Origin of the sequence: Streptomyces barkulensis, assembly GCF_002843305.1 — a bacterium.
GTDB classification, from domain to species: Bacteria; Actinomycetota; Actinomycetes; order Streptomycetales; family Streptomycetaceae; genus Streptomyces; species Streptomyces barkulensis.
On the sequence record NZ_PGSG01000110.1, the window covers coordinates 172,212 to 184,792 of the forward strand.

The following is a 12,581-nucleotide window of genomic DNA, read 5'->3' on the forward strand; positions in this document are numbered from 1 at the left end:
GCGGCTTCGGTGTCAGGCGCGGAAGTCGGCCGGCCGCTCCGGGGACGCCTCGGCCAGCGCGGCGGCGACCTCCCCGGTCCCGGCCCGCAGCCCGTACACGGGCGTGCCGGGCTGCTGGCGCCAGGAGTCGTCGATGCCGCCCGCGTCGACGGTGTCGAAGCCCATCTCCTCGACGAGGTCCCGCACCCGGCGCTTGGCGTCCTCGTCGTCCCCGGCCACGGGCAGGGCCATGCGCCCGGGGTCGCCGGCGGGGCGGGGCCTGTCGAGGATGTCCTGGGCGTAGGTGCCGTTGAACGCCTTGACCACCGGGTGGCCGATCTGCCGCTCGGTCCAGCGGCTCTCGGTCAGCCCCTCGTCCTCGATGGCGTCGATCCGGCCGTCGCGCTGCCGGGGGTAGTAGTTGCCGGTGTCGATGACGGCCGCCCCGGGCGCGGCCCCGTCGAGCAGTCCGGAGGGCAGGTCGGGCACGGCCTTCAGCGGGACGGTGACCACCACGACCTCCGCGCCGCGCGCCGCCTCGGCGGCGGCGACGGGGGTGGCTCCGGTCTCCTCGGCCAGTGCGGTGAGGGTGTGGGGTCCGCGCGAGTTCGCCACCGACACCTCGTGGCCGAGCGCGGTCAGCCGCCGGGTCAGATTGCCGCCGATGTTGCCCGCGCCGATGATGCCGATCTTCATCGCTTGCCTTTCCGAGTCCGTCGTCCGGGACGACCGGTGGTCGCGCCCGTGCCGGCCCCGGCCGGGCCGGCTTCCTGCGCAACCCCGCCGCAGGGGGATCTGTTCCCCGGCTCACCGCTCGTCCCGCCCGGCGTCGGCGGTGTCGGGCGCAGAAAATCATGCATGCGTGCTTGCTTGTTTCCTCCGTCCCTGTCACGCTCGCCGGACGGGAAGGCCCGCACGGCCGAGGCGAGGGAGGGCGGTATGCCGGGTACGGCTGCGGACGAGGTGCTGGAGGACCTGCGGCGCGAGGGCGAGGAACTGGACGCGCTCGTGGCCCCCCTGGCCGAGGGGGCCGGCGGGCGGTGGACGGCCGGCACCCCGGCGCCCGGCTGGACCGTCGCCCACCAGATCGCCCACCTGGCCTGGACCGATGAGCGCTCCCTGCTCGCCGCCCGCGACCCGGAGGCGTTCCGGCGGGAGGCGGAGGCGGCGTTCGCGGACCCGGCGGCCGTGGACACCTACGTCGACGACGGAGCCCGCCGCGGTGCCGCGCTGCCGCCCGGCGCGCTGCTGGCGCTGTGGCGCGCCGGGCGGCGGAAGCTCGCCGGCGCGCTCGAGGAACTGGCCGGAGGTCCGGGCAGGCACCGCATCCCCTGGTACGGGCCGCCGATGAGCCCCGCCGGCATGGCCACGGCCCGGCTGATGGAGACCTGGGCGCACGGCGAGGACATCGCCGGGGCGCTCGGCGTGCGACGCGAGCCGACCGCCCGTCTGCGCCATGTCGCCCGGCTCGGCGTGCGGACGAGGGACTTCGCCCATCTGGTGAACGGACTGGAGCCGCCCGCCGAGCCGTTCCGCGTCGAACTCACCCCGCCCCCGACGGCCGGCAACGGCCCCGGTGAGCTGTGGACGTACGGCCCCGCCGACGCCCCGCAGCGCGTCGGCGGGCCCGCGCTGGACTTCTGCCTGCTCGTCACCCGGCGCGTCCACCGCGACGACACCGCCCTGCGCGCCACCGGCGCCGGCGCCGAGGGCTGGCTCTCCATCGCCCAGGCCTTCGCGGGCCCGCCCGGCGCCGGAAGGGCGCGGGGGACGCGCGGCCACACGGACGGGGGCACGCGATGACCGCCGCCGGCGGCGGAGTGCTGCGGATCGGGAACGCCTCCGGCTTCTACGGCGACCGCTTCGACGCGGTGCGCGAGATGCTCACCGGCGGCGAGCTGGACGTCCTGACCGGCGACTACCTGGCCGAGCTGACCATGCTGATCCTGGGCCGGGACCGGATGAGGGACCCCGGTCTCGGCTACGCGAAGACCTTCCTGCGGCAGCTGGAGGACACCCTCGGCCCCGCCGTCGAGCGCGGTGTGCCGCTGGTGGTCAACGCCGGAGGACTCAACCCGGCCGGACTGGCCGGTGCCGTGAGGGAGCTGGCCGACAGACTCGGCCTGCCGGCGGGAGTGGCGCACGTCGAGGGCGACGACGTGACCGCCCGCGGCGGCTGGGGCGAGGGCGTCCTCACCGCCAACGCCTACCTCGGCGGGGCCGGCATCACCGCATGCCTGGAGGCGGGCGCCGACGTGGTGGTGACCGGCCGGGTCACCGACGCCGCACTGGTCACCGGGGCCGCCGCCGCCCGCTTCGGCTGGGACACCGGCGACCCGCGCGACCACGACGCGCTGGCCGGCGCCGTGGTCGCCGGGCACGTGCTGGAGTGCGGCACCCAGGCCACCGGCGGCAACTACGCCTTCTTCGCCTCCGAGGGGATCGACGTGCGCCGCCCCGGCTTCCCGCTGGCCGAACTGCACCACGACGGCAGCTCGGTGATCACCAAGCACCCGGACACCGGCGGGGCGGTGACCGTCGGCACCGTCACCGCCCAGCTGCTGTACGAGACGGCCGGCGCGCGCTACGCCGGGCCCGATGTGACGGCACGCCTGGACACCGTACGGCTGCGGGCCGACGGGCGGGACCGGGTGCGGATCGAGGGCGTGCGCGGCGAGGCGCCGCCGCCCGCGCTCAAGGTGGGCCTGACCCGCCTGGGCGGCTTCCGCAACGAGGTGACCTTCGTCCTCACCGGCCTGGACATAGAGGCCAAGGCGGCACTGGTGCGCGAGCAGATGGAGGACCGGCTGGACGCCGCGCCCGGCGGCCGCCCCGCCGAGGTCCGCTGGACCCTGGCCCGCACCGACCGCGCGGACGCGCCCGTACAGCAGGAGGCGAGCGCCCTGCTCCGCCTCGTGGTGCGGGACGCGGACGCCGACCGGGTGGGGCGGGCCGTCAGCGGCGCCGCCGTCGAGCTGGCGCTCGGCAGCTACCCCGGCTTCCACGTCACCGCCCCACCGGGCAGAGCGGCGCCGTACGGGGTGTTCGGGGCGGCGTACCTGGACGCGGCCGAGGTGCCGCACACGGCCGTACTGCCCGACGGGCGGCGGATCGCGGTGCCGCCGCCCCGCACCACTCGGCCGCTGGAACCGGTGGCCGGGCCCCCGCTGCCCGAGCCGCTGCCGCAGGAGAGCCTGAACACCGTCCGCCGGGCGCCGCTGGGGGCGGTGGCCGGGGCGCGCAGCGGGGACAAGGGCGGCGGCGCCAACATCGGTGTGTGGGCGCGCGAGGAGCGGACCTGGCGCTGGCTGGCGCACACCCTCACCGCCGGCCGGCTGCGAGAGCTGCTGCCGGAGACCGCCGAGCTGCCCGTCACCCGGCATGTGCTGCCCGGTCTGCGCGCCCTGAACTTCGTGATCGACGGCGTCCTCGGCGAGGGCGTGGCCTCCCAGGCCCGCTTAGACCCGCAGGGCAAGGCGCTGGGGGAGTGGCTGCGCTCCCGCCGCATCGACATACCCGAGGAGCTGCTGTGACCGTGCTGCGCTCGGTGCTGGACACCACGGCGCCGGAGTACGCCGCCAACCGCGAGGCGATGCTCGCGAAACTGGACGCACTGGAGGCCGAACACGCCAAGGCCCTGGCCGGGGGAGGGGAGAAGTACCTCGCCCGCCACCGTGGGCGCGGCAGACTCCCGGCCCGCGAACGGGTCGAGCTGCTGCTCGACCCCGACACCCCCTTCCTGGAGCTGTCCCCGCTGGCGGCCTGGGGCAGCGACTACACCGTCGGCGCCTCGCTGGTCACCGGCATCGGCGTGGTCGAGGGCGTCGAGTGCCTGATCACCGCCAACGACCCGACCGTGCGCGGCGGGGCCAGCAACCCCTGGACGCTGAAGAAGGCCCTGCGGGCCAACGAGATCGCCCGGGCCAACCGGCTGCCGCTCATCAGCCTGGTGGAGTCCGGTGGGGCGGACCTGCCCAGCCAGAAGGAGATCTTCATCCCCGGCGGCGCCCTCTTCCGCGACCTCACCCGGCTCAGTGAGGCCGGCATCCCCACGATCGCGGTCGTCTTCGGCAACTCCACCGCCGGCGGCGCCTACGTCCCCGGCATGTCCGACCACGTGATCATGGTGGACCGGGGCGCCAAGGTGTTCCTCGGCGGCCCGCCGCTGGTGAGGATGGCCACCGGCGAGGAGGCCGACGACGAGGAACTGGGCGGCGCCGGCATGCACGCCCGGGTCTCCGGACTCGCCGACCACTTCGCGGTGGACGAGCCCGACGCGCTGCGCCAGGCCCGCCGCGTCGTCGCCCGCCTCAACCGGCCCAAGGCCCACCCCGCCCCCGGCGCGGCGGACGTACGCCCGCCGCGCCACGACGAGGAGGAGCTGCTGGGCGTGGTGCCCGGCGACCTCAAGGTCCCCTTCGACCCGCGCGAGGTGATCGCCCGGATCGTCGACGACTCCGACTTCGACGAGTTCAAACCGCTCTACGGCACCAGCCTGACCACCGGCTGGGCGACCCTGCACGGCTACCCCGTCGGCATCCTGGCCAACGCCCGCGGCGTGCTGTTCAGCCAGGAGTCCCGGAAGGCGGCCCAGTTCATCCAGCTCGCCAACCAGCGCGACATCCCGCTGCTGTTCCTCCACAACACCACCGGCTACATGGTCGGCACCGAGTACGAGCAGGGCGGCATCATCAAGCACGGCGCGATGATGATCAACGCGGTCTCCAACTCCAGGGTGCCGCACCTGTCGGTGCTGATGGGAGCGAGCTACGGCGCCGGCCACTACGGCATGTGCGGCCGGGCCTACGACCCGCGTTTCCTGTTCGCCTGGCCCAGCGCCAAGTCCGCCGTCATGGGACCGCAGCAGCTCGCCGGAGTGCTCTCCATCGTGATGCGCGAGTCCGCGGCGGCCAGGGGCAGGCCCTACGACGAGGAGGGCGACGCGGCGCTGCGCGCCATGGTCGAGCAGCAGATCGAGGCCGAGTCACTGCCGGTGTTCCTGTCCGGGCGGCTCTACGACGACGGCGTCATCGACCCGCGCGACACACGCACCGTGCTCGGCGTGTGCCTGTCGGCCGTGCACACCGCGCCGGTGGCGGGCGCACGCGGCGGCTTCGGCGTCTTCCGGATGTGAGGAGTGGACATGTCGACACAGCCGGACGCGGAGCGGACCATCGGCTCCGTCCTGGTCGCGGGCCGCGGCGAGATCGCCCGGCGCGTCTTCCGTACCTGCCGGGAGATGGGCGTCGCCACCGTCGCCGTCCACTCCGACGCCGACGCGGACGCCCCCCACGCGCGGGAGGCCGACGCGGCCGTGCCGCTGCCCGGCGACGCGCCCGCCGACACCTATCTGCGCGGCGACCTGATCGTGGCGGCCGCCCTGGCGGCGGGCGCGGACGCCGTCCACCCCGGCTACGGCTTCCTCTCCGAGAACGCCGGCTTCGCCCGGGCGGTGCTGGAGGCGGGCCTGGTCTGGATCGGTCCGCCGCCCGGAGCGATCGAGGCCATGGCCTCCAAGACCCGCGCCAAGGAGCTGATGAGGAAGGCCGGGGTGCCGCTGCTGGAAACGGTGCGGCCCGGTGAGGTGCGCGAGGAGGACCTGCCGCTGCTGGTCAAGGCCGCGGCGGGCGGCGGCGGGCGCGGCATGCGGATCGTGCGCGAGGCGGCCGCGCTGGAGGGCGGGATCCGCGCCGCGTCGGCCGAGGCGGAGGCGGCCTTCGGCGACGGGGAGGTCTTCACCGAGCCCTACGTCGAGCGCGGCCGCCATGTGGAGGTGCAGGTGCTCGCGGACGGCCACGGCACGGTGTGGGCCCTGGGCACCCGCGACTGCTCGCTCCAGCGCCGCCACCAGAAGGTGATCGAGGAGGCCCCCGCGCCGGGCCTGACCGGGGAGCAGCGCGCCGCACTGCACGGCGCGGCCGGGCGGGCCGCCCGCGCGGTCGGCTACCGGGGCGCGGGCACGGTGGAGTTCCTCCTCGCACCGGACGGGCGGGCGTACTTCCTGGAGATGAACACCCGCCTCCAGGTTGAGCACCCCGTCACCGAGTGCGTGTACGGCCTCGACCTCGTCGCGCTGCAACTGCGGATCGCCGAAGGCTCCCCGCTGCCCGCCGCGCGGCCGCCCGAACCGGGCGGCCATGCCGTCGAGGCCCGCCTCTACGCGGAGGACCCGGCCCGGCAGTGGCGCCCGCAGACCGGCCGGGTGCACCGTCTGGAGGTGCCCGGCGGCCCAGGAGTGCGGCTGGACGCGGGCGTGGGCGTGGGCGACGAGATCACCGTCCACTACGACCCGATGCTCGCCAAGGTCATCGCCTGGGCGCCCACCCGCGCCGAGGCCGTGCGGAAACTGGCACACGCGCTGGAGAGGGCCCGCGTCCACGGCCCGGCCACCAACCGCGACCTGCTGGTGCGCTCACTGCGGCACCCCGAATTCGCCTCCGGACGTATGGACACCGGCTTCTACGACCGGCATCTGGCAAGCCTGTGCCAGGAACCCCCGGACGGCGGACGGCGCCTGCGGGCGGCGGCCCTCGCGGCGGCCCTGGCGGACGCCGAGGCGCGCCGCACGGCCGCGCGGACCGTCTCCGGGCGGCTCGGCGGCTGGCGCAGCCTCCCTTCCGGCCCGCAGACCAAGCGCTACCGGGCCGAACCCGGCGGGACGGAGGTGGAGGTGCGCTACCGGCCCGCGCGCGGCGGCCCGCCGCTCGCCGAGGACCTGCCGGGTGTACGCGCCCTGCGCGTGGCCGCCGACCGCGTCGAGCTGGAGATCGACGGTGTACGGCACCGCTTCGACGTCACGGCGTACCCGGACGGGCCGGGCGGGCGGACCGGACCGGGCGGCGGGGAGGGGCGGACGAGGGTCTTCGTGGACTCGCCGCTGGGCGCTCACACCTTCACGGCGCTGCCTCGCTTCTCCGACCCGCAGGGCAGCACCGAGCCGGGCTCGCTGCTGGCGCAGATGCCCGGCACGGTCGTACGCGTCGCCGACCGCCTGGCCGCCGGCGACGCGGTGACGGCGGGACAGCCGCTGCTGTGGCTGGAGGCGATGAAGATGGAGCACCGCGTCACGGCGCCGGCCGACGGGGTGCTGCGGGAGCTGCGGGTGACCGCCGGGCAGCGCGTGGAGGTCGGGGCCGTCCTGGCGGTCGTCACCTCCCGGGAGCAGGGCCGCGACGGCACCGGGGAAACGCCGGCGAGTCCGGCGACCGACGAAGGGGCGGACATATGACCACCGATCAGCACACCGGGCACACGGCGGCCGCACTGCTGGAGACCGACGAGCAGCGGGCGCTGCGCGCGGCCGTCTCCGCGCTCGGCGAGCGCTACGGCCGCGCGTACTTCGAGCGGGTGCGCCGGGCCGGCGGGCAGACCGACGAGCTGTGGCGGGAGGCCGGAAAGCTCGGCTACCTCGGCGTCAGCCTCCCCGAGGAGTACGGGGGAGGGGGCGGCGGCGTCACCGAGCTGTCGATCGTGCTGGAGGAGCTGGGAGCGGTGGGCTGCCCGCTGCTGATGCTCATCGTCACCCCCGCCATCACCGGCACCGTCATCGCCCGCTTCGGCACCGCGGAGCAGAAGCGGGCCTGGCTGCCCGGACTGGCCGACGGCAGCCGCAAGATGGCGTTCGGCATCACCGAGCCGGACGCCGGATCCAACTCCCACCGCATCACCACCACCGCCCGCCGCGACGGCGGGGGGTGGGTCCTGACCGGCCGCAAGGTCTTCGTCTCCGGTGTGGACATCGCCGACGCCACCCTGATCGTGGGCCGGGCCGAGGACGCCCGCACCGGCCGCCTCAAGCCCTGCCTGTTCATCGTCCCCAGGGACACCCCCGGCTTCTCCCGCAGCATGATCGAGATGGAACTGTCCGCCCCCGAGAAGCAGTTCGAGCTGGTGCTGGACGACGTACGGCTGCCCGCGGACGCACTCGTCGGCGACGAGGACGCCGGACTGCTCCAGCTCTTCGCCGGACTCAACCCCGAGCGGATCATGACCGCCGCGTTCGCGCTCGGCATGGGCCGCTTCGCCGTCGCCCGGGCGGTGGACTACGCCCGCACCCGGCAGGTGTGGAAGGAGCCGATCGGCGCCCACCAGGCCATCGCCCACCCGCTGGCCGAGGCGCACGTGGAGATCGAGCTGGCCCGTCTGCTGACGCGGAAGGCGGCCCTGCTGTACGACGCGGGCGACGACGCGGGGGCGGGCGAGGCGGCCAACATGGCCAAGTACGCGGCGGCGGAGGCCTGCGCGAAGGCCGTCGACCGCGCCGTGCACACCCTCGGCGGCAACGGCCTGACCAGTGAGTACGGTCTGGGCTCCCTCGTCACCGCCTCCCGCGTCGCCCGGATCGCGCCGGTCAGCCGGGAGATGATCCTCAACTTCGTCTCCCACCGGACCCTGGGACTGCCCAGGTCCTACTGAGACACCCGCCCCCCTTGTCCGGAGGACACCGCGTTCCGCGGCGAGCACACCGATGTCCCACACCTCGGCCGAAGAGTCCACGACGCCGTGTGGCGCGAACCGCGGGCCGGGGAGCGGGAGCAGGAGAGGAGCACCACGGCATGAGAGGCACGGACGACGGCGGGAACACGGACGACGGCGAGAACACGGGCGGCGGCGGGGACAGGCCCCTGGTGCGGAGCTCGGCCGGGCGGGGCGTCACCACCCTCATCCTCGACTCGCCGCACAACCGCAACGCGCTCTCCGCCCGGCTGGTGGGCGAGCTGTACGCGCACCTGGAGGCGGCCGGGCACGACCCGGACACCCGGGCGGTGCTGCTCACCCACACCGGCACCACCTTCTGCGCCGGCGCCGACCTGGGCGAGGCGGGCGCGTCGGCCGGGCCGGCCGACGCGCCCCTGGGCCTGGCACGGCTGCTGCGCACGGTCGTGGCCTTCCCCAGGCCCGTCGTCGCCCGCGTCACCGGGCACGTACGGGCGGGCGGCGCCGGGCTGGTGGGCGCCTGCGACATCGCGGTGGCCGGCCCCGGCGCGACCTTCGCCTTCACCGAGGCGCGGCTCGGACTGGCCCCCGCGGTGATCTCCCTGCCACTGCTGCCGCGGCTGGACGCGCGGGCGGCCGGACGGTACTACCTGACCGGCGAGCGGTTCGGCGCGGCGGAGGCGGCCCGCATCGGGCTGGTCACCCTGGCCGCCGAGGACGTGGACGCCGCGCTGGAGCCGGTCCTGGACGGTCTGCGGCGTGCCTCGCCGCAGGGCCTGGCGGAGTCCAAACGCCTGGTCACGGCGGAGGTGCTGCGGGCCTTCGACCGGGACACCGATAGCCTGGCGGAGCTCTCCGCGCGGCTGTTCGCGTCAAGCGAGGCGCGCGAGGGCATGTCCGCCTTCCTCGAACGACGGGACCCCCGATGGGTGCACCACTGACCGCACGGGGCAACGCGCCCAAGCAGGACCGCAGCCGCGCCACCCGGCGGCGTCTGCTCCAGTCCGCGGTGGCCTGCCTGGCCGAGCGCGGCTGGACGGGCAGCACGGTCGCGGTCGTCGCCGAGCACGCGGGCGTCACCCGCGGGGCGGCCCAGCACCACTTCCCCACCCGCGAGGACCTGTTCACGGCGGCGGTGGAGTACGTCGCCGAGGAGCGGTCGGCCGTTGTACGGGACCTGCCCAGGCCGGCCGGCGTCCCAGAGGCCGTCGAGGCGATCGTGGGTCTCTACACCGGCGAACTCTTCCGCGCCGCGCTCCAGTTGTGGGTGGCCGCCTCCAACGAACCCCAGCTCGCGCCCCGGGTGGTCGCGCTGGAGGCGCGCATCGGCCGGGAGACGCACCGCATGGCGGTGCGTCTGCTGGGCGCGGACGAGAGCGTGCCCGGGGTGCGGGAGACCGTGCAGGGCCTGCTCGACATGGCCCGCGGTCTGGGCCTGGCCAACCTTCTGACCGACGACGGCGCCCGCCGCGAGCGGGTCGTGGCCCAGTGGGCGGCCGTCGTCGAGGCGGCCCTGCGCGGCTGACGGCCGCCCGGTCCGCCCCCGCGCGGGAGCGGACCGGGCGGCCGCCGTGCCCGTGCCCTACAGGGCGGCCGCCAGACGGGTGCCCTGGTCGATCGCGCGCTTGGCGTCGAGCTCGGCGGCGATGTCGGCGCCGCCGATGAGGTGGGCCTTGACTCCGCGTCCGGCCAGCTCGTCGTACAGGTCGCGCCGGGGCTCCTGCCCGGTGCACAGCACGACGGTGTCCACCGGCAGCACCCGGGGCCGCCCGTCGACGGTGATGTGCAGGCCCTCGTCGTCGATGCGCTCGTAGGCGACACCGGGGAGCATGGTGACGCCGCGCTGCCTGAGCTCGGTGCGGTGGATCCAGCCGGTGGTCTTGCCCAGGCCCGCGCCGACCTTGCTCGTCTTGCGCTGGAGCAGGTGGACGGTGCGCTCGGCGGCGGGGTGGGCGGGCTCGGTCAGGCCGCCGGGGGAGCGGTGCCCGGTGTCGACGCCCCAGCGGGTGAGGAACGCCTCGGTGCTCTCCGGCTCGCCCGGCCCGCCGGAACCGGGGTGGGTGAGGTAGGCGGCGACGTCGAAGCCGATGCCGCCCGCGCCCAGGATCGCCACGCGCCGGCCGACGGGCCTGCGGTCGTGGAGGACGTCGAGGTAACCCACCACGCTGGGGTGGTCGATGCCGGGGATCCCGGGGACGCGGGGGGTGACGCCGGTGGCCAGGACGACCTCGTCGTGGCCGGCGTCCGCGAGCTGCTCCGCGGTCGCCTCGGCGCCCAGGCGCAGCCGGACGCCGAGGGCGTCGAGCCGGTGGCGGTAGTAGCGCAGGGTCTCGTCGAACTCCTGCTTACCGGGGACGCGGCGGGCGGTGTTGAGCTGCCCGCCGATCTCGGGGGCGGCGTCGTACAGGGTGACGGTGTGGCCGCGCTCGGCCGCGGAGACGGCGAAGGCGAGCCCGGCAGGCCCGGCGCCGACCACCGCGACGTCCCTGACCCGGCGGGTGGGCTCCAGGACGAGCTCGGTCTCGTGGCAGGCGCGGGGGTTGACCAGACAGGAAGTGATCTTGAGGCTGAAGGTGTGGTCGAGGCAGGCCTGGTTGCAGCCGATGCAGGTGTTGATCGCCTCGGGGGTACCGGCGGCGGCCTTGGCGACGAAGTCGGCGTCGGCGAGCATGGGGCGGGCCAGGGAGACCATGTCGGCGTCGCCGTCGGCGAGGATCCGCTCGGCCAGCTCGGGGTTGTTGATGCGGTTGCAGGTGACCAGCGGGACGGAGACGGACCCCATCAGCCTGCGGGTGACCCAGGTGTAGGCGCCGCGGGGCACGGAGGTGGCGATGGTGGGGATGCGCGCCTCGTGCCAGCCGATACCGGTGTTGATGATGGTGGCGCCCGCGGCCTCGACGGCGCGGGCGAGCTCGACGACCTCGGGGAAGGTGGAGCCGCCGGGCACCAGGTCGAGCATGGACAGCCGGTAGACGATGATGAAGTCCTCGCCGACGCGCTCGCGGACCCGGCGCACGATCTCGACGGGGAAGCGCATGCGGTTGGCGTACGAGCCGCCCCAGCGGTCGGTGCGGTGGTTGGTGGCGGAGGCGATGAACTCGTTGACGAGATAGCCCTCGGAGCCCATGATCTCCACGCCGTCGTAGCCCGCGGACCGGGCGAGGGCGGCGCTGTGGGCGAAGTCCTCGATGGTCTGCTCGATCTCGGCGTCGGTGAGTTCGCGCGGGGTGTGGGGGCTGATCGGGGCCTTCAGCGGGCTCGGGGCGACGAGGTCGGGGTGGTAGGCGTAGCGGCCGAAGTGGAGGATCTGCATCGCGATGCGGCCGCCCTCGGCGTGGACGGCGTCGGTGACGGCGCGGTGGCGTTCGGCCTCCTCCTCGGTGGTGAGCATGGCGCCGCCGGGGTAGGGGCGTCCGGCCTCGTTGGGGGCTATGCCGCCGGTGACGATCAGGCCGACGCCGCCGCGGGCGCGCTCGGCGTAGAAGGCCGCCATCCGGGAGAAGCCGTCGGGGGCCTCCTCCAGTCCGACGTGCATCGAGCCCATGAGGACCCGGTTGGGCAGGGTGGTGAAGCCCAGGTCCAGCGGCCGGAGCAGGTGGGGGTAGGCGGTCATGCGGTCGGTCTCCCGGTTCGGTGCGGGTGAGGGCTGCGGGTGCGGGTGAGGGCTGCGGGTGAGGGCGAGGCGGCGGAAGGAGGAGCGGGACCGGCCGGCGGTCAGCGGCCGGCGGCCTCGCGCGAGATCCGCTCGAACTGCGCGCCCATGGCCTCGGCCAGCGCCTGGGCGGCGGACAGCGGGCGGACCATGACGGTGAGGTCGTCGATCCTGCCCTCCTCGTCGAAGTGCAGGAAGTCGCAGCCCTGGATCTGCCGGCCGCCGACCGTGGCGGTGAAGACGAGGGCGTGGTCGCGGCCGTCCGGGCCGGAGAACTCGCGGGTGTAGGAGAAGTCCTCGAAGACCCGCATCACGCCGCGCAGGATCGCCGCGGTGATCGCCCTGCCCTCGTAGGGCCTGAACGCGACGGGGCTGGTGAAGACGACGTCCTCGGCCAGCAGGTCCGCCAGGGCCTGCTCGTCGCGGGCCTCCACGGCGCGCCGGAAGGGGTTCATGCCGACCACCTCGATAGCCAAAAAGTTTACTAGGTGCATTGGAGAGTAAATCCTGGCGG

Annotated in this window: 10 protein-coding genes; 7 read left to right on the forward strand and 3 right to left on the reverse strand. The window is 75.0% G+C overall.

Annotation, left to right across the window (positions count from 1 at the left end; translation table 11 throughout):
• Nucleotides 1–12: 12 nt before the first annotated feature.
• Complete coding sequence (locus CUT83_RS25655) at nt 13–774, reverse strand: NADPH-dependent F420 reductase (protein WP_338104210.1); 762 nt, start codon at nt 772–774, stop codon at nt 13–15.
• A 144-nt stretch (nt 775–918) separates the two neighbouring features.
• Between CUT83_RS25655 and CUT83_RS25660 the strand changes: the two genes are divergently transcribed.
• From CUT83_RS25660 to CUT83_RS25690, 7 genes are all read left to right on the forward strand, one after another.
• Nucleotides 919–1,782 carry a TIGR03084 family metal-binding protein gene (locus CUT83_RS25660; protein WP_101258204.1) on the forward strand — a complete coding sequence of 288 codons (864 nt, stop codon included), beginning with the start codon at nt 919–921 and terminating at the stop codon, nt 1,780–1,782.
• The gene (locus CUT83_RS25665; protein WP_101258205.1) at nt 1,779–3,512 is read left to right on the forward strand and encodes an acyclic terpene utilization AtuA family protein; all 1,734 of its coding nucleotides are present in this window, start codon (nt 1,779–1,781) and stop codon (nt 3,510–3,512) included. Before CUT83_RS25660 ends, CUT83_RS25665 begins: the two co-directional genes overlap by 4 nt.
• Nucleotides 3,509–5,113 (forward strand): acyl-CoA carboxylase subunit beta, encoded by a 1,605-nt coding sequence (locus CUT83_RS25670; RefSeq protein ID WP_101258206.1) that lies wholly within the window; start codon nt 3,509–3,511, stop codon nt 5,111–5,113. The genes CUT83_RS25665 and CUT83_RS25670 overlap by 4 nt, the downstream gene beginning before the upstream one ends.
• Before the next feature lie 9 nt (nt 5,114–5,122).
• Nucleotides 5,123–7,207, forward strand: a complete 2,085-nt coding sequence (locus CUT83_RS25675) for an ATP-binding protein (RefSeq protein ID WP_101258207.1) — start codon at nt 5,123–5,125, stop codon at nt 7,205–7,207.
• Nucleotides 7,204–8,394: an acyl-CoA dehydrogenase family protein gene (locus CUT83_RS25680; RefSeq protein ID WP_101258208.1), complete on the forward strand. Its 1,191-nt coding sequence runs from the start codon at nt 7,204–7,206 to the stop codon at nt 8,392–8,394. The genes CUT83_RS25675 and CUT83_RS25680 overlap by 4 nt, the downstream gene beginning before the upstream one ends.
• A gap of 140 nt (nt 8,395–8,534) precedes the next feature.
• Entirely contained in the window at nt 8,535–9,356 is an 822-nt protein-coding gene (locus CUT83_RS25685) for an enoyl-CoA hydratase family protein (RefSeq protein WP_101258209.1), read from the forward strand.
• On the forward strand, nt 9,341–9,940 hold the full coding sequence (locus tag CUT83_RS25690) for a TetR/AcrR family transcriptional regulator (RefSeq protein WP_101258210.1): 600 nt from the start codon (nt 9,341–9,343) through the stop codon (nt 9,938–9,940). Before CUT83_RS25685 ends, CUT83_RS25690 begins: the two co-directional genes overlap by 16 nt.
• A gap of 57 nt (nt 9,941–9,997) precedes the next feature.
• Here the strand turns inward: CUT83_RS25690 and CUT83_RS25695 are convergent, their stop codons facing one another.
• Nucleotides 9,998–12,028, reverse strand: coding sequence for an NADPH-dependent 2,4-dienoyl-CoA reductase (locus CUT83_RS25695; RefSeq protein ID WP_101258211.1), 2,031 nt, complete (start codon nt 12,026–12,028; stop codon nt 9,998–10,000).
• A 101-nt stretch (nt 12,029–12,129) separates the two neighbouring features.
• The gene (locus tag CUT83_RS25700; RefSeq protein ID WP_101258212.1) at nt 12,130–12,522 is read right to left on the reverse strand and encodes a nuclear transport factor 2 family protein; all 393 of its coding nucleotides are present in this window, start codon (nt 12,520–12,522) and stop codon (nt 12,130–12,132) included.
• Between the last annotated feature and the right edge of the window lie 59 nt (nt 12,523–12,581).